At 62.8% G+C, this 16,667-nt stretch carries 13 protein-coding genes; 7 read left to right on the top strand and 6 right to left on the bottom strand.

Annotated elements, in window-relative coordinates; all coding sequences use genetic code 11:
• Positions 1-609: VCBS domain-containing protein (locus JQ603_RS29270; RefSeq protein ID WP_212344632.1), on the bottom strand; the 609-nt coding region annotated here is incomplete at its 3' end.
• A gap of 1,095 nt (positions 610-1,704) precedes the next feature.
• Between JQ603_RS29270 and JQ603_RS29265 the strand changes: the two genes are divergently transcribed.
• Positions 1,705-2,226, top strand: coding sequence for a ParB N-terminal domain-containing protein (locus JQ603_RS29265; RefSeq protein WP_212344631.1), 522 nt, complete (start codon positions 1,705-1,707; stop codon positions 2,224-2,226).
• A 171-nt stretch (positions 2,227-2,397) separates the two neighbouring features.
• Here JQ603_RS29265 and JQ603_RS29260 read toward each other — a convergent pair whose 3' ends face one another.
• Positions 2,398-2,673 carry a DUF3303 domain-containing protein gene (locus JQ603_RS29260; RefSeq protein WP_212344627.1) on the bottom strand — a complete coding sequence of 92 codons (276 nt, stop codon included), beginning with the start codon at positions 2,671-2,673 and terminating at the stop codon, positions 2,398-2,400.
• Between the two features lie 388 nt (positions 2,674-3,061).
• Between JQ603_RS29260 and JQ603_RS29255 the strand changes: the two genes are divergently transcribed.
• Positions 3,062-3,676, top strand: a complete 615-nt coding sequence (locus JQ603_RS29255) for a hypothetical protein (RefSeq protein WP_212344625.1) — start codon at positions 3,062-3,064, stop codon at positions 3,674-3,676.
• Positions 3,677-3,764: 88 nt separating this feature from the next.
• On the opposite strand, the gene JQ603_RS29250 is transcribed toward JQ603_RS29255, so the two are convergent.
• Complete coding sequence (locus JQ603_RS29250; protein WP_212344623.1) at positions 3,765-4,784, bottom strand: glycoside hydrolase family 5 protein; 1,020 nt, start codon at positions 4,782-4,784, stop codon at positions 3,765-3,767.
• 18 nt (positions 4,785-4,802) lie between these two features.
• A complete protein-coding gene (locus JQ603_RS29245; protein WP_212344621.1) occupies positions 4,803-6,089 on the bottom strand; it encodes an O-antigen ligase family protein in 1,287 nt (428 codons plus the stop codon).
• 228 nt (positions 6,090-6,317) lie between these two features.
• Here JQ603_RS29245 and JQ603_RS29240 point away from each other — a divergent pair, with 228 nt between their 5' ends.
• Positions 6,318-7,454 carry a GNAT family N-acetyltransferase gene (locus JQ603_RS29240; RefSeq protein WP_212344614.1) on the top strand — a complete coding sequence of 379 codons (1,137 nt, stop codon included), beginning with the start codon at positions 6,318-6,320 and terminating at the stop codon, positions 7,452-7,454.
• 22 nt (positions 7,455-7,476) lie between these two features.
• Here the strand turns inward: JQ603_RS29240 and JQ603_RS29235 are convergent, their stop codons facing one another.
• Positions 7,477-8,688, bottom strand: coding sequence for an FAD-dependent oxidoreductase (locus JQ603_RS29235; protein WP_212344611.1), 1,212 nt, complete (start codon positions 8,686-8,688; stop codon positions 7,477-7,479).
• A gap of 434 nt (positions 8,689-9,122) precedes the next feature.
• Here JQ603_RS29235 and JQ603_RS29230 point away from each other — a divergent pair, with 434 nt between their 5' ends.
• Positions 9,123-10,469, top strand: coding sequence for a lipopolysaccharide biosynthesis protein (locus JQ603_RS29230; protein WP_212344601.1), 1,347 nt, complete (start codon positions 9,123-9,125; stop codon positions 10,467-10,469).
• 7 nt (positions 10,470-10,476) lie between these two features.
• On the opposite strand, the gene JQ603_RS29225 is transcribed toward JQ603_RS29230, so the two are convergent.
• A complete protein-coding gene (locus JQ603_RS29225; RefSeq protein WP_212344599.1) occupies positions 10,477-12,573 on the bottom strand; it encodes a GumC family protein in 2,097 nt (698 codons plus the stop codon).
• 279 nt (positions 12,574-12,852) lie between these two features.
• Here JQ603_RS29225 and JQ603_RS29220 point away from each other — a divergent pair, with 279 nt between their 5' ends.
• The 3 genes from JQ603_RS29220 (at position 12,853) to JQ603_RS29210 (ending at position 16,592) form a co-directional block, all read left to right on the top strand.
• Complete coding sequence (locus JQ603_RS29220) at positions 12,853-14,043, top strand: glycosyltransferase family 4 protein (protein ID WP_212344588.1); 1,191 nt, start codon at positions 12,853-12,855, stop codon at positions 14,041-14,043.
• A 29-nt stretch (positions 14,044-14,072) separates the two neighbouring features.
• On the top strand, positions 14,073-15,608 hold the full coding sequence (locus tag JQ603_RS29215) for a glucosamine inositolphosphorylceramide transferase family protein (RefSeq protein ID WP_212344586.1): 1,536 nt from the start codon (positions 14,073-14,075) through the stop codon (positions 15,606-15,608).
• Between the two features lie 123 nt (positions 15,609-15,731).
• Positions 15,732-16,592, top strand: coding sequence for an alpha/beta hydrolase (locus JQ603_RS29210; RefSeq protein ID WP_212344583.1), 861 nt, complete (start codon positions 15,732-15,734; stop codon positions 16,590-16,592).
• Positions 16,593-16,667 lie beyond the last annotated feature (75 nt).

Genomic DNA, 16,667 nt, shown 5'->3' with positions numbered 1-16,667 from the left:
GAATACGGCCTGGCCGCTGTCGACATCGTTGACCGTCAGCGTGCCGGACGCATTTGGCGAACCTGCATTGCCGTTGTCGACCCCGCCCGCTTCAATCACGGTGCCAGCGGATGTACCCGTGACCGTGGCCGCATCGTTCACACCAGTGAAGACAATTTTCGCGGTTGCCCAGCTCAGCGTTCCATTGCCGAGGCGAATGGCATACGTGAAGGAGTCGGTAAGCGTATCGCTCGCGCCAAGAGCCTGAAGCTGAGCAGAGAGACTCGTTGAATCGTAACCGACCGAGCCATTCGCATTGATCCAGATCCTTGCGCCGAGCTTGCTGGTATCGGTGCTCTGCGCGTCTCCCAGAGCAGCACTTGCGTAAGCTGTATCCTGCGTGAGCAGGTCCGCCGGCGCGTAGTTCGCGGTTGGCGACGTGTTGGCGTTGGCACTCGTGGCATTATCAACTGACCAGAGGACTTTTGCATTTCCTCCGAGATCGTTCGCTAGAACGCTTATGCTCAGGATGCCGACATTGGTCGCCGAAAAGGTGAACGTATCATCGACTGCCTGCGGAGTATTTCCAAAGGAAATTGTGGTGCCGCCGCCTGTGGTCTGAGTAGCCATGTTGCTTTCCTCGAACTCAAAAACGCTGCATGCCAGATCGACTCGACTGGAGTTCGACTAGGCTCCCTGATGAATGGATATTGATCCCGGGCTTTTGCCTGTCCGGATCGGCGCGAAATCTTCGTACGGGTCGTGCGCGAGCATGACCTGCAGCTCGACCGCGAGGTCGGCGGATGCGGAAAATTGCGGAGAAAGCCGGGCGAGATCGCGAAGTCTCGTTTCGAGATCAGACCAGTCGCGCGCTGGCTTAGCCGGACCGCTTGCGGATAATTCGTGCGGATCAAAATTTATGCGACCCAAAGCTCTACTCCCTTGCGTCCTTGCCGACGCAGGAGGGGCGCAAAAGCGCAGATCCGAAATCACTCCACGAAAATCATCGCGCGTCCGATGCAATTCGATCTGACGCTTGCAGCCAGGAGCAGTTACCGCCTCTCAAAATCCGCTCAATGGCATTCAATTAACGCGAAATAACTCCGAAAACTCTGTCTCCTACCCCTGCCTGCTTCGTGTCCCGACCCCGCACACCGCGACACGTCGCCAAATGACCTGTTGTGAAAAAATTCCGACGATTAAGACTTCTTGGCGAGGATTGGCTTCCGCCCGCGCCGATCATGGTAATGGGTGACGCCGACACGTGCAGTTAACGATCCCTTAACTAATTTACGAGCAATCTGCCGTAAATTCATGCGCTCGTCTATACGCGCGGCAGCTACTTTTGTTTAACTATTAACTTGCCTCGAACGGCATTTTCCACGAAGCGGCCGGCTTAAAATGCCCTTCAGTCCGGACTTCTACGGGAGTTCCAGTTAATCGCGCCGTCAACGGGATTAAACCGGACCAGACGGTTTTTTACGGCTTACCGTTCGGCCTGCCGCGGGCGCTCCCGGTCCCGGATCGCCGAAGCGAACCGTACGTCCGACAAGAACTTTCAGCCACCGTCGGCATGCCTGCCTCGAGACGCTATCCCCTACTCTCCAGCGCGCCATGCACGAGGCGCGTGGAAACCGGTTGCCTCTCGCGCCCGCTCGCTCCTAGGATAGCTGCACCCTCGCCTCTCCGCGCGGCGACGGGATCAAGAATGCTGGAGCAGAAGCTATGCCCAAAGCGGAAAGCTTGTCGATCGACAGAATTCGCGTTCCGACCAAGAGCAGAAAGACGCTCGACCCCGAACTCGTTCAAAAGATCGCGGAAAGCATCCTGGAGATCGGACAGCAAGTTCCCATTTCCGTTCGCCCCGAAGATGACCAGTTCGTTCTGGTCGACGGACTGCACCGGCTTGAGGCCTGCAAGGCCCTCGGTGAAATGTCCGTCATTGCCGTCGCGGTCGCACCAGAGAGTCCTCAGCACAGGAAGCTGCTGTCCGACAGCACCGAACTGGAAGCCGAGCGCAACAAGATGGCCCGCTTGAAGCAACTGCGACTCGAGAGGGAGGCCGCCGCAGCAGTCGCGGCTACGCCGGCGAAGCCGGGCTTGAATCGGCAACCGGAACGAAGCACCGGGGCCAAGCCGGCCGCATCATCGACGCGAACCGCCCGGACGGCAGCAGCATTGGTATCCAGACCGAAAACCCTGTCGCAATGGATCGCTCAACAGAAAAGCGACGGCGGCCGTTATTGACCCCTCGCCGCGCTGTCCGAGCACGAATTAGCAAGCGCGCATGCGTCCGTTGGCCATTGCCGCAACTTGAGAATTGGCCCGGACGATCACAGGCGCAGAAATGAGGCGCCGATCTCGGGGCCATCGGCGCCCCTCCGCACGCAGCTTACGATTGCTCGCCCGAGCCGGCGATCAGCGCTGCGCCATCCCTGCCAGGATTGGGCCCGCTTCCGCATCCTCGACGCAGGGAGTGACCGTGAGCTCCATCACGTTCGCCCACTGTGCGTACCACTGGTACATGGCCTTGGGATCGTTGCTTTCCGAGATGGCGAAACCTTCGCCGTTCATTCCATGCCAACGCCCAAGCATCTTGACGCCCTCGGGCGGCGCTCCGCCGGTTTCCAGGAATTTCTTGATCGCTGCATCGATCGAGCTTGGCGAAATTTTCCAATGCGAGATGTACTTCATCAATGTGATCTCCCATTTAAAAATGCGCTTCCATGCCTATACGGCAACGCCTAGTCAAACACGAAGCGATGACGCTGCAAAGGCCTGCGCCTTCTCAAGGTTGACGCAGGGAGCCGAGCGTAAAGGTGATTAAACTTCCGAAACGAATTAAAATGCCCGATCCATTCTTTACGTTATTTACGTGCCGTGACAAAACGCGATCGCCGGCCCCCGTCGGACGGCTTTGGCGGCTTGAGCCGCGCACTTTCCAGCCTGTCCTTCGACGTTACCGGGGACTAGCAAATTGAAAGGATTGGCCATACCTTCTGCGGCCGCATTAGCTGAACGATGGCGGCAAGTTACATCCAGAATAATCGAGCGAGCGTAAAGTGCGATCACGACGGATGCAATGAACGACAGCCCGCACACCCCCTGGCCTGCCTTCATAAACGACGCGCAAGCCGATTATCCCGAGCACTTCGACTGGGGCGCGCTGGCGGCGTTGCGGATGAAGTCGGTACCTGCTGCCGCGACCGGCACGGCCGATGACTCTTCGGGACGCACCGGCGCATTTGGCGATGGCCAAACCTCCGCGCAAACTATGCTGCGAGCCGTCGGGCCGGATTTTCAGCCGGGTATTGAACCAACATCCTTACCGGATGAACCAGCCAGCACAGCGGCAGGCGCAATCGATCCTGCGCTCGAGGCTCGTGCCACGCCGCCTGACGCCGGCCCGCCGTCAGGCCCCCTTGCACCAGAGAGAGCGATCGACCAAGCACTATTGCCTCTCGCGACAGGTCGGCCACCACTCTCCTTGCCGGAAGACGGCATTTTGCGGTTGCGGTTTTCCGATGTCGGCGAACCAAGCGAACCCGGCGAACACCGGTCGCACTACGGTCTTGTCGCAATTACACGAAGTGATCTCGCCGTCTGGAAGGCGTTTCCGGACGCGGTCTTCACGGTCATACAACCCTCGCCCTACGCGAACGCGGCGATCTTCCGACTTGGGACCTTCGAGGTTTGACCGCCCCCGGGGGTCTCACCCGGGATCCCCTCCCGGCGCGAGCCGCCGTCGATCCGCGCCGCGATGAGCAGCGCGCCAGCATGTCTCTTTAGCGCGCAGGCGGGATCAGCGCCCGCAGGATGTCCGGCCTCCAGGCCTGGCGCGCGCTGTCGAAGGCCGCGAAATCATGGTCGAACTGCCAATAGGCCCATGACCAGCCCAGCCTGTCGGCGCTTCTCGCGACGTACGACAGGTATCTCGTGCGGCTCTCGGATGGCGCGCGCTCGTACACGCCGAACTCGCCGAGATAAATCGGACGCTTCTCTTTCTCCGCCCAGAGGCTCATCTTCTTGAAGTCGGCCGCAGCCCGCGCTTCGTCATCCGGTGAGCCCCAATCCAGCGGACCGATCCGCGAAAACGTCGGAGACCACGGCGCACCCTGATGCGTGAACCGCAAGGGCGCGTAATAGTGAAACGTGACGATGAGGTTCCGGTCGTCGGCCGGCAAAGCCAGATCGTCGACGGGATTGTCATCGGTGTTGAGAACGGCGGCAACGACCGGCCGCGCGGGGTTGGTGCGGCGGATGATGCCGAGGCATTCGTTGAGCAGCGAATTCCACTCGGCCGACGTCATCTGTCCGCCCGGCTCGTTCAAGACCTCGAAGACAAGTTTCGGATACTTCCCTGTGTAGCGCTCGGCAATCTGCCGCCAGAACGCCTTCAGTTTTTCCGTGCAGCCGGCGACATCGCTCTGGCAGACATGGGTATCGTGCTCGTCCAGGATGGGGATGAGGTTGCGCGCGATCACCTCCTCGATGACGGCATCGAGCCGCCTCAGGACGATCTCGTCCAGAACGTTGCCCGGCCCCATGAACTTGAAGCCGAAGAAATTGATCCTGACGTGTGAGAACCCGGCCTTCTTGATGGTCGTCAGATTGTCCAGACGGAACGGGGCATTCTGACCGCCCTCCCAGATCCCGTCATAGCCGAGAATATTGATGCCGCGTCCCAGCTTCGGCAGGCCATTGGAAGCACCCTGCGCGGTGGCGAGAGATGACGAGCAGAGCGCCGCGAGGAAGACGAAACCTGCCGCGAGACTCTTCGGTCGACGAGCACGGATGGCGATCATCTGCTTCCATTCCAGAGGCTAGAAATCTGTCTGTCGTACCGGCCTGCACGCCGCGAAGAAGAACCCGACCAGCAGCACCGACGTGAACATCGTCGATCGAAGGAACGTCGTCTCCGTGAAATTGGTCTGGAAGCTGAGAACGACAAACCCGATGATGAGGGCGCAGTGCGATCGATCGATCGCACGGGCAGAAATCAGATGCAGAACCTTGTTCGAGAACAGAAGGACGCTTCCCGCGAAGAGCATATAGCCCAGAAAGCCCGTTTCCATCAGGATCGCGATATAGCCGCTGTGATAGTTGTCGAGCACCCAACCATGGTTCTGCTCGAAATAATCGTAGACCGACGGGATCGTCCAGAAGCCGTTGATCCCGAAGCCGAGCAGCGGGGCATCGTCAAAATGGCTTATCGCGTAGTGCCAGATGAAGGTCCGCTCGGTGAAGTCGATGCTCGCATCGCCGATATGGATGGCGTCATATCCCGTCGTGTAAAAGTAGAGGAACAGGAAGCCGGCCAATATGCACATGACGATCGGCAGGACCGCATAGAGCCTCATGCAGGTCACCGACCACATCGAGGTCACGAGCAGTGCGCAGGCGGCCAGGGCGACAGCGCCGGCGCCGCGCGATTCCGAGGCAAGCACGCATGTCGACGCCAGCAGGAATGTCGCGAGGAACACCGGCCAGCCCTGCCCCCTTATCTTCAGGTAGCACGAAAAGAACATCAGATAGGCGCCGACGAAACCAAGCGTCTGCTTCGATTCATAGATGCCCTGCCATTGGCCGTTGTGCATCCAGCTGTGGTCGATCCCGATGTCGGGAACAGCGACCGCAAAGAAGGCCGACGCGGCGACCAGGACGAAAAGTCCAAGGGCCGTGGCTCCTATGATCTCGTCGATGTCGATGCGCGTGACGAGGCAGAAGGCGCCAAAGGTCGTCATCGCAAGCGCCGCACTCTTCATCAGCGCGGCGACGTTCAGGCTGGACCAGAACACGGAGATGACGGCGAAGCTGTAAAATGCGAGCAGCACGATCAAATCGGGGTTGAACTGCAAACGCAGGCGCGGCCGCACGAATGCGCTCGCATAGATCAAGACGCCCCACATCAGGATCGCGATGGCCTGCTGCAGATAAGTCAACTCCGCCGGCAACAGCCCGGTGTTGAGAGTGCCCATCGACGCAACGACATTGACGGTGATCGACCAGCGGATTGCGGCCCTGGCAATCTTCTCGATGCCAACGCTGCGCGTCTTCCAGATCGCGCTCTCGGGTACCCCGGAGTCCGCATCGGTCTGTAGGCTGGCCATGAGCCGACCTTCCTTAAACGCGGTTAATTATTTGCTAGCGCAGGTTGACCTGCAGGCCCGAACCCGGCGACCGCGAAACGTTAAGAATTCGGTAACCATACGAGCCAGGCCCGATGCATTAATGCAAATCATACTGCGTCGGTATCTCGATCGTCGCTCCCCTGCTATAAAAACCTCGGTTCAGGCTCGATCGACCATTCCCGAGTGACATGATTTTCCTGGTTACGCATGACGACGTCTAGCAATACGTTCGATATTGCCATCGAGCCGGCATTCGACTTTCTCTCTCCGGAATATGCAGAGCTGTTCGACGGCTCGGCCGCGACTGCGTTCCAGCATCCGCTCTGGTTGCATTGCCTCTATACCAGGCTCGCATCCCATGCCGGGGCAACCCCGCTGGTCGTCGTCGCTCGCCATCGCGCAAGCGGCGCCCTCGCGATGGTGCTGCCTCTGCTACGGGTCCGCCGCGGTCCGATACGAACCGTCGAATTCGCCGACCTGCGCGTCTCCGACTATCTGGCGCCGGTTTGCAGCCCGCAGGTGTTTGCCGAACTGCTCGGAGATGCGGACGCATGCGCGGAGATCCGGCATCTCGTCCGCCCCTTCGACCTGCTCCGGATGACCAAGCTGCCGGACGGGCGCCTTCCGATCGAGAACCTCCTGGGTACGCCCCGCCGGGTTGCGATGGACAGCAATGCCTATGCGACGGTTCTCGTCGCCCCATTCGAGCAATGGCGGGCCAGCGCGATGGATCGCTCCTACCAGAAGGAGCTCGCCAAGAAATATCGTCAGCTCCAGAAGAAAGGCGCGCTGAGCTTCTCATGCTGCGATGACAGCGCCTCGATCCTCGACGCGCTGGACGTGATGAGGAAATTCCGCGGCCCGCGCTTCCAGTCGCAAGGCGACGGAGACCTGCTTCAGCGACCCGAGTATTATGACTTCTATTCCGACGTCGCGGTTCGCGGCCTCGGCTCCTTTGTGCGGCTCTATGCCATGAAGATGGACGGCGAGGTGATCGCCGCCGTGCTCGGATTGCACCACCGCGACAGCTACCTCGTCATCATGAGCGCCTTCGACATTGCCGGCTACAAGAGCCAGTCGCTGGGCGCACTGATGTTCGAGCAGGTGGCGCGGGATTGCATCGAGCGCGGAGATCAGATGCTCGACTTCACCATCGGCGATGAGCCGTACAAGAAGCTGTTCGGCGGGCAGCCTTCGCCGATGTGGACCGTCACCCAGACCGGGAGCGCTGTGGGCGCCATATCGCTGTTCGCACTGAAGCAGGCCCCCTGGCTCAAGCTGGCCGCCAAGCGAATGTCGGAGTTCAGGCTCATGCCGACCCGCAGCACGACCACCACGCGCTGACCGGTGCGAGGCGGGCGCGCACTCAGGCGCGCAACGCACTTCGAACTTGCGCGAGCCAGCCTGGCTGCATCTGATCGACCCGATGGGTGATACTGCGCCGCAGGAAGTGCAGCCGCCGCCGCACGTCCCAGCTGATGTCGCTACGGGACGTCAGTGCCTGTCGGAAGCGCGCCATCTTCAGCGACTGCTGGTCCGCCGCGATCTTGTCGGAATCGGCGTAGAACTGCGATATCTTCTCCGTGCCCATGCCCGCGGTTGCGAGCCAGCGCGGCGCATATTCGGTGCAAAGACGCTCGACGTCGACCAGCAGGCGGGCGACGCCCGTTCCGGCCGCCGGACAGTTGGTCTGGTAGGCATCGCCGATGAGCACGATTCCTGGCTGAAGGTGTCCTTCGACGACGGACAAATCCATCACCCAATTCTGCACCCGATCCGTGACGCGGAAGTCGCCGAGGAAGGACTGCAATCCCGGCAGCAACCGCAACAGGGTGGCTTCCGTGTCCCGACGCAGGTCACGCATGACAGGATCGGTCGGATCGCGGAACATGAAGAGATTTGCCCGCATGCCGGCCCGCACCGGAAACAGGCTGAGATAATCGACGCCATCCGCTGTGCGCTCGCCGTAGCAGGTCAGCGCTTCGAAATCGAACGGCGCGCCATCGCGGCGGGCAATCGTGAAGCCGAACGAGACCGAATGGCGCTCCGCCAGCACGCGCCGCTTGATGCCGAGCTTGTAACCGAGCGCTCCGGCCATGCCCGTGGCCAGAACGACAAGCCGCGCATCGATGCGCCGTCCGGAAGCGAGCTCGAGATGCTGGGTGTCGTTGCTGGAGGTGATCGCGGCGACCTCGTCGACGATCAGACTTGAGGGATCAGGTAACTGGCTGCGCGCCATGGCGACGAGATCGGCATAGGGAAGCCCGTAAGCCCGGCCGACGGTGACATCGACCACCTTGCCTTCCCTGACATTGAGCACGCGGTCATAGGGGCAACCGGCGCTCGCCAGACCATCGATGAAGCCGAGCCTGCGGAACATCTCCAGCTGATGGCCACCGATCTTCTCGACCCGAAACTCGTCCGGAGGGACCGCGCGCTTGTCGACCAGAGCGACGCGATGCCCTGCCCGCGCGAGGACGGACGCCGCGAGCGATCCCGCAAGGCCGCCGCCGACGATGGCGATGTCCGCAGCGATCGTTGCAGCGTTCGGCTCGGTCACGGTGCTATCCGCCGTCATGGTCCAGGCTCCCACGGTTAACGGTGGTTCCACGTGCAATTATCCCGCCTGATGTCGCATCACAGGGCCGAACGCGATCATTTCCGGAGATCGAGGTTAACGGATCACGGGGATGATCCGTCCCGGCACGCCGCTTGCTCGGGATGATCACAAAGCCCGGCCTTCAGTCCTGTCACGGCTCAACACATGACCGTTTTCCGCCAGATCAGCAGCCATCGAGCGATGACGCGGCATCACGTCGCTCTTCGATCGCAGCCGACCTCTGCTCTATCTGGGACAAGAGGGACGCAGATGTTTCACGGTGAAGCAGCAGCCCGCACCGGCCGCGGCTGCGCGGATTCCGCAGGCCGTGCATTAACACTCGCGATTTTAGGGCATGCTAGGCTGCCATCACTTCCGCAACGGGTATTTTCGGGGGACGCCCCGTATCTTCGATGATCGCATCCATTGTCCAGTTTCTGCGGCGCGACGTAACGCGCGGTGTCGTCGGGACCATCCTCCTCAAGGTTGGTAGCGGCGCGCTTGCGTTTGCGTTGTTCTCGCTCGCGGCACGAACGATGTCGCCGGATGGGTTCGGCATCTTTGCGACGTGGCTTTCGGTCGCTCAGATCGCGGCGGTCGCGGGACTCGTCGGGCAGGAGTCGCTCCTGGTGCGCTTCCTGAACGAGTACCGGGTGCAAGATCGGTCCGATCTGACCAAGGGCGTGTTGCTATCGAGCTTGAAGATCTCGTCCGTCGCGATGCTGATCGCGATCGGCGCCATAGCGATCGTGGCGAGTATGAGAGGCGATGGATGGCTGCTGATCCTCGCTGTGTCCGCCTACACCGCCGTGAGCGCGGGGTTGATGCTCGGCAGCCAGGTCGCACGCTCGCTGGTCAGCATTCTCATGGGAGAAGGAAACCGGGAATTCTTCTGGCGGGTCGGCGTCGTCCTGTTTCTGCTCGCCGTCTTGTTCAGCCATCGACAGCTCGATCCTGCCGAACTGATCGCCGTGATAACGATCGCGATGTCGATCGGTCTGGTGATGCAGATCGTTGCGGTTGCACAAGCGCTGCCGGATTTCCGCGGCACGGCTGCGCGTTCCGAGACGTCGCGCTGGAGATCGAGCGCACTTCATTTCTGGATCGCGTCGATCCTGGAGGCGGCAAATCAGTATTTCGACGTCATCCTGGTCTACTGGATGCTCGATCCGGCGACCGCCGGAATCTATTTCGCCGCCTCGCGGCTCGCCAACATCTTCGCGATGCTGTCGGCTGCCTTGTACAGTTTCGGCGCGCGCCGGCTTCCTTCGCTGTACTTCAGCAAGAACCACCAGGAGTTCGAGCGAACGTTGCAGCTCATGGCAGAGGTGACCGCGCTTTGCGTGGTCGGCGGACTGCTCCTGATCTGGGTCGGCGGCCCACACCTTCTCAACCTGTTCGGGCCTCACTTCGCTGCGCAGCACTGGGTCCTGATCGTGCTCGCGATTGGAACGGCTTTCCAGGCCGCGGGCGGTCCATCTGCTGCGATCCTGCAGCTGACCGGCCACGAACGCATCTATGTCCCGGTCGTCGCCGCGAACGTCGCGCTGCGGCTGGTCGGATTCCTCGTCCTGATCCCCTGGCTCGGCGTGCTTGGCGCCGCGATCTCGGCGACCGTATCGCTGGCGCTCGCGACCATCGCCCTCAACATCCTCTGCCGGCGGCGAACCGGCGTGGATCCTTCGATCCTCGCGCTCTTGCGCTTCTCGGCATGGAAGCGCCGCGCCTATGCGGTCCGCGCTGCCGAGCCCGGCGAGTAGGCGCCGGTCAACCGGCGAGGCCCAGCACTTCGCCGCGACGCTGCGCCGACGCGGAATCGGCCGGCACGTGATTGACGACGATCCCGGTCGGCACGCCACCAAAGCGGGAGAGCGCGGCAGTTGCCCGGCGCATGGCGGCTGAATCGACCGCATCTTCGCGCGCGACCAGAATGACGAGATCGGCATGCGCGGCCAGCGCCGCCGCCTCCGGCTGCAAGGCCAGCGAGGTCGCATGGACGACGATCAGATCGAATTCGGAACGAATATCGTCGGCGGGCAACGGCTCGGGCCGGTTGCTCGCGCCCAGAAGTGCACTGACGCTGCGGAAGTTCGCGATGGTCACGCCCTCTGCCTGCCCCTTGGCAAGCCCAGCCCCTGCACCGCCAAGATCCGGTTCGACCCGGATCAGGACGCTCAGCTTCCCCCTGTTCACCGCCCACCGGTTCAGCGATCGCGCAACGGTGTTGCCGCCGGCACGCTTGCCGACCGACAGCACGAGGGCGACCTTGCCCCGGGCTCCCGGCGTCTTCTCCAGCTTGTCGAGCACCGGACGCAGATGCGGACCGAGATCGGGCTCGCCCGTCGTGGACACCGGACCTTGCCAGATGTTCCTCGGCGTATCGCCAGGCAACAGGTCGGGAATGCGGGCCCATACCGGCGGGCGCGGCCATGCCGCGGGCTGGCGCGGCGCCGGATCTGGCGCAGGATTCTCCTCAGCCGCCTTGTCGGATCCGCGCCCGGTCGCGGCAACGACCGCCGTCGACGTCAGCAGCGAGCCGATCGCGAGAGCGGCGAGCAGCAGCGGCAGCGGCGGAAGGGTCGAGCGCAGCGGCGGAATGGCTGGCGAGGCCACCTTGGTCTGGGAGCTCTGCAGGAGACGCTGCTCGTTCGTCGTCTTGGAGCGCGAGAGGAATTGCTCGTAGATGTTTCTGTTGGCCTCGGCGTCACGCTGCAGCTCCTGGAGCTTCACCAGGGCCTGGCCGTCGACCAGCAGCTGCGATTCAGCCGCCTTCATCTGGCTCTCGAGCGCCTTCTGCTGGTCGCGCTGGGACTCGTATTCCGACTTTGCAGTGTCGATGCCCTTGGACCGCTCGACCTCGATCTGCCTGTTGAGATCGTTCAACTGGCTGTACGACATCACCAGGTCGGGATGGCGATCGCCGAGCACCGCCCGCTTCTGTGCAATCTGGTCGTTGAGGGCCGATCGCTGCGCGCGCAGCGCGCTCAGGAGATCCTGCCTGGCGGGAGCCTCGACATTGGCTTTCACGTCGCGCTGCGCCTGCTCGTAGCGGGCCTTCGCCTCTTCAGTTCGTGCGCGGGCGGCAGCTACCTGCTGCGACAGCTCGGTCACGCGCAATTGCTGCGTCGTGGAATCCTTGCCGGCGTTGACGATCCTGTGCTCGAGCTTGAACGCAGCGACGGCGTCCTCCGATGCCTTCAACCGGTCGTTCAGTGTCTTGAGCCGGCCGCTCAGCCAGTCGGCGGCTTCATCGGTCGCCTCGGTGCGGATGCGGGTCTGGCTCGCCACGAACGCCTCGGCGATCGCATTGGCATAATAGGCCGCCCGCTCCGATCGGTTCGAGGTGAAGCGGATCGCGATGACATAGGTGAGCCCACGCCGGGAAATATCGAGACGGTTGCGGAATCGCTCGAGCAGGCGCGCAGGGTCGGTGTGCCCTCCGGAAATGTCCTCGTCGTCGCGAATCTTGAGCTGCTCGATCAGCGGCTTGAGAAAGCCGTCGGACTTCGCCACTTCGACGAGGCTCTGCAGCGCGGCGCTGTCCTGCCCGATGCCGGGCAGAACGTCCTGGTCCGTGGTCACACGCTGCTCGCGGGGATCGACGACGACCAGCGCGGTTGCGGCAAATCGAACCGGGATCACCAGGAGAACGACGACGCCGAGGGCGAAGATCGCAAGCGCCAGCGTCAGGATACGGCGAGCATTGTCGCGAAGGAAGGTGAACGCACCCGAGGCGGTGAGCACGCCGCCAAGGCGCGCGGCCGTTCCGCGAGGCTTATCGGTCGACGCAGTCCGGGTCTGCCACGACGCGGCGACAGCGGTCGATCCGGAACTTGTCGGGTCTGCGCGGCGACCGAACGTCATGGACTTTACTCGGATTCAACTGGCGAACACTGTTCGGTCGCCTGCTCCACCGTAAATATCTATGGTTAATCGGTGGTTACCCGCCGCTCGCGCGACCGTCACCAATTGGTTAACGTGCTCGCCTCACGCTGTGCCGAAACCCGCGGAATTCCCGTGTGATCAGCGCCGTTGCGACGGTGCGCGCATTAACTCCGTTTGTTGCTAGTCGGTGTCCGCGCGATGCTCGCATGGTAGGTACGGGGTTAAGAAGGTGAACGTTTCATTAGCGGGTCGGGATCAGTGCTCCACTACCAACCAGGCGCAGAACTGGGCGATGCACCGAAGCTGCCGTCCACAGCAGCAGTCCTCGCAAGACCAGACAGCGGCGCAACCATGCCGCACGTGCTCCTCGTCCAGACCCAGGCCGAGAACGCGGGTGCGCAGGAGATCTCCAGGCTGCTCGGTGCCGGCCTCTCCGCGCGCGGCTACCGCGTCACCCACCTGTTCTTCTTCCGCAAGTCGCAGTCCTTCGACGAGCCGCCGGATACGCTCTATTGCGCGGCGAGCCGGCCGGGCAATCCGCTGGCGCTGCTGCGGATGCTGTGGACGCTCGGCCGTCATATCAGGACCACCAGGCCCGACGCTGTCCTGACGTTCCAGCATTTCGGCAACGTCATCGGCGCGGGCGTATCTCGCCTCGTCTGCCGCGCGCCTGTCGTCGCCAATCAGGTCTCGTCCGCGCTGTCGATGAGCTGGCCGGTCCGTACCGCCGACATCGTCATGGGCAGTCTCGGCTTCTTCGATCGCATCACCCTCAACTCGCAGGACATGCAGCGCGAATATTCGCGCTACCCCGCGGCCTATCGCGCGCGCATGGTGCATGTCCCGCACGGTTTCGACGACAAGGCTCTCACGCTGTCGAAGGAAGCCGCACGAGCGAAATTCGATCTGCCGCAGGACTGCACCCTACTCGGCTGCGCCGCGCGGCTGCACCCGCACAAGCGGCTCGATGCGGCGATTCGTCTGTTGCCGGACCAGCCGTCCTGGCACCTCGCACTGGCCGGCCAGGGCGCCGACGAGGCCCGGCTGAGGCAGCTGGCTGATGATTTGAAAGTATCGGACAGGCTGCATCTGCTCGGCGAAATCACCCCGCGCCGGATGGCGGACTTTCTCGCCTGTCTCGACGTCTTCGTGTTCCCGACCCAGGCCGAGACCTTCGGCCTCGCCGCAGTCGAGGCCGCGAACGCCGGCGTTCCCTCCGTCGTCACCGATCTTCCCGTGCTGCGCGAGGTGCTGTCGTTCGAGGGAAAACCGACGGCGCTGTTCGTCGATGCCTCCGATCATGCGGAGCTGTCGGCGGCCGTATTGAAACTGCTGACCGACCACCCCTTGCGCGATGAGCTGCGACAAAACGCCAAAGGCCTGCGGTCGCGCTATTCGGTAGACGCCATGGTGGAGGAATACGTTCGAATTCTCGGCCAAGTCATTTGACCTGACAGGTTGGAATAGATGGGCTCGACATGATCATCGAGTTTCGCTGTGAAATTGAGCATGCGCGGCGGTGGATGGACCGCCGGACGCTGTCGATCGACGGGCGCGATGTGCCGGTTCAAATCGCATGGACGGCAACGGCAGAGCCGCGGCCGTCGGGTCTCGACATGCTGTTCGAACTCGAACGCCTGGTGCTGCACAAGGGCAAAGCGGGCGGCGCCGACAAGCTGAAGATCATTCCGGAACGAACGCAGACGCGCGCCGGCACTGCCGACGTGATCGTCGATTTCACCAGCGCAGCGCGGGACCCGAACTGCCCTGCCCGGCTGTATCTCCGCCCGCGGTTCAATGGAGCCGCAGGCGAGAACGCCGCGCTCGCCGCCATCCTCGCCGGCGACCTGCCGGTGATCGAGATCGTCAACGAGGTCGACGGCGCGGTCCTCGATCGCGGTCACCCGTCCAGCGAGATTGCAGCCGGCCTCAGCGGCGCGCTCGAAACCATCATGGCGCGAACCCTGACCATGGTGGCGGCGATCGCATCGGGACGGCCGCGGATCGTGCCGCAGCTTGCGTATCCCGCCGCGACGACGAGCCAGCGCGGACCCGCTGGCTATGTCGCGCGCGGGCTTGCCGTGTCGATCGCCAAGGAGATCTATCGCCTCTGCTGCTACGCCCCACACTGGCACATCGGGTGGCGCTTCAACGACAATGCTGGCGTCTGGCAGACGGGGGATCTCTCAGGGCCGGGCTGGACTGTGCTCGGCGATCCCGGAAACCACTTTTACGCCGACCCCTTCCCCGTCACCTGGCGCGGACGGACATTCGTCTTCTTCGAGGATCTCGATCACCGCGTCGGCAAGGGAATTATCTCGGCGATCGAGTTCGGCGACACCGGCCCGATCGGCGAGGTCGTGCCGGTGCTGGAAGAGCCCTGGCATCTGTCCTACCCGTTCCTGATCGAGGACAATGGCGAGTTGTGGATGATTCCGGAGAGCTCGCTTGCCGGCGACGTCGCGCTCTACAAATGCGTCCGGTTTCCGGACAAGTGGGAGCGGCACGCGACGCTGCTGGCAGGCCTCGAGCTCGCCGATGCGACGATCACGCAGCGCAACGGCCTCTATTATCTGTTCGGCGCCTGGCGCGACGGCAGCGGCGGCTATTCGGATTCGCTCGCGATCTATTACGCCGAGCACCTGCTCGGTCCCTGGCTGCCGCACGCCAGCAACCCTGTTATGATCGATCGCGCCAGCGCGCGACCCGCCGGGAATTTTGTCACCATCGATGGCAAACTGTGGCGCCCGGTGCAGGACTGCGCCGAAGGCTACGGCGCAGGGCTGGCGCTGGCGGAAATTATCGAGCTATCGCCGACGACGTTCAAACAGATCGTCCGCCATTCGCTGAAGCCCGGACCGCTATGGCCCGGCCGGAAGCTGCACACGCTGAACCGCTGCGGCCGGCTCGAGGTGATCGACGGATCGCGGGTTCAGCCCAAGACGCGTGCCTTCGCGCGTCAGTTTCCGTCGGCTATCCTGTCGCCGCGAACAAGCCCATCGACCGCCGGCTGAGCAGAGTCCCGCGAGCGGCGCATTCCTCGCCTGAGCGCGAGCGACGTTCTATTCGCGCGGGATTCGTGGCAGACAGGAGAGCACGACGCCGATCACAGCCACGATAGGCCGCCCGGAGATTCCATGGTCAACACCACAAGCTCGACGCATCGGCCACTCGATCCCCGCAGCAAATGGGCCGAGTTGTCCCAGGCGGAACGCAGCGCCGCCTATGACAACAACGCGGCCGTCAAGAACAGCCCGGCGCTGATTGCCGAACGCAATGAAGCTTCGGCCAAACTGCGGGGCACGCTAAAATCCCATCTCGATTTGCCTTACGGCGAGCGGGCGAACAACAAGATCGATCTCTACCCGGCCGCAAAGCCCGATGCGCCTTGCCTGGTGTTCGTGCATGGCGGCTATTGGCAGCGCAATTCGCGCGAGCTGTTCGCCATGCTGGTCGAAGGCGCCGCCGCACATGGCTGGTCGGTTGCCATTCCCGGCTATTCGCTGGCGCCTGAGGTGTCCATGACCGACATCGTCGCCGAGATCCCCCGTGCGCTCGACTGGCTCGCGGCGCACGGCGCATCCCATGGCGTCGCAGGGCCGGTCATCCTGTCGGGCTGGTCGGCTGGTGCCCATCTCGTCGCGATGGCGCTGAACCATCCGCGCGTCCATGCCGGGCTCGCGCTCTCGGGCGTCTACGATCTCGCACCGATCCGCGATACCGGGCTCAACACCGCGCTGAAGCTGACGGACGAGGAGATCGCAACGCTTTCGCCCTTGCGCCTGCCGGTGACGCCAAAGCGCCTCGACATTGCCTACGGCAGCGGCGAGCTGCCGGCGCTGGTGTGCGATTCAATCGACTTCCACGAGAAGCGCGCGGCGGCGGGAGCGCCGGGCAAGCTCATTGCGGTCGAGGGCGCCGATCACTTCACCATTCTCGAGGCGCTGCGGCGGGCGGACGGCGTGCTGGTGGAGGCCGCGCGCCGGCTGCTGGATTAAAAAAGTTCGAAAACAACCCCATGCACAGTAGAACGCCCTTGTTTCTAAAGGTGAATTCACGCCACGCGTGGCTTT

Source organism: Bradyrhizobium liaoningense (assembly GCF_018130825.1).
GTDB classification, from domain to species: Bacteria; Pseudomonadota; Alphaproteobacteria; order Rhizobiales; family Xanthobacteraceae; genus Bradyrhizobium; species Bradyrhizobium liaoningense_B.
This window is presented reverse-complemented; position numbering and strand designations above follow the sequence as displayed.

Coding starts and splice junctions, on each gene's coding strand:
- JQ603_RS29265 (WP_212344631.1), top strand. CDS start 1,705: ATGCCCAAAGCGGAAAGCTTGTCGATCGACAGAATTCGCGTTCCGACC.
- JQ603_RS29260 (WP_212344627.1), bottom strand. CDS start 2,673: ATGAAGTACATCTCGCATTGGAAAATTTCGCCAAGCTCGATCGATGCA.
- JQ603_RS29255 (WP_212344625.1), top strand. CDS start 3,062: ATGAACGACAGCCCGCACACCCCCTGGCCTGCCTTCATAAACGACGCG.
- JQ603_RS29250 (WP_212344623.1), bottom strand. CDS start 4,784: ATGATCGCCATCCGTGCTCGTCGACCGAAGAGTCTCGCGGCAGGTTTC.
- JQ603_RS29245 (WP_212344621.1), bottom strand. CDS start 6,089: ATGGCCAGCCTACAGACCGATGCGGACTCCGGGGTACCCGAGAGCGCG.
- JQ603_RS29240 (WP_212344614.1), top strand. CDS start 6,318: ATGACGACGTCTAGCAATACGTTCGATATTGCCATCGAGCCGGCATTC.
- JQ603_RS29235 (WP_212344611.1), bottom strand. CDS start 8,688: ATGACGGCGGATAGCACCGTGACCGAGCCGAACGCTGCAACGATCGCT.
- JQ603_RS29230 (WP_212344601.1), top strand. CDS start 9,123: ATGATCGCATCCATTGTCCAGTTTCTGCGGCGCGACGTAACGCGCGGT.
- JQ603_RS29225 (WP_212344599.1), bottom strand. CDS start 12,573: ATGACGTTCGGTCGCCGCGCAGACCCGACAAGTTCCGGATCGACCGCT.
- JQ603_RS29215 (WP_212344586.1), top strand. CDS start 14,073: ATGATCATCGAGTTTCGCTGTGAAATTGAGCATGCGCGGCGGTGGATG.
- JQ603_RS29210 (WP_212344583.1), top strand. CDS start 15,732: ATGGTCAACACCACAAGCTCGACGCATCGGCCACTCGATCCCCGCAGC.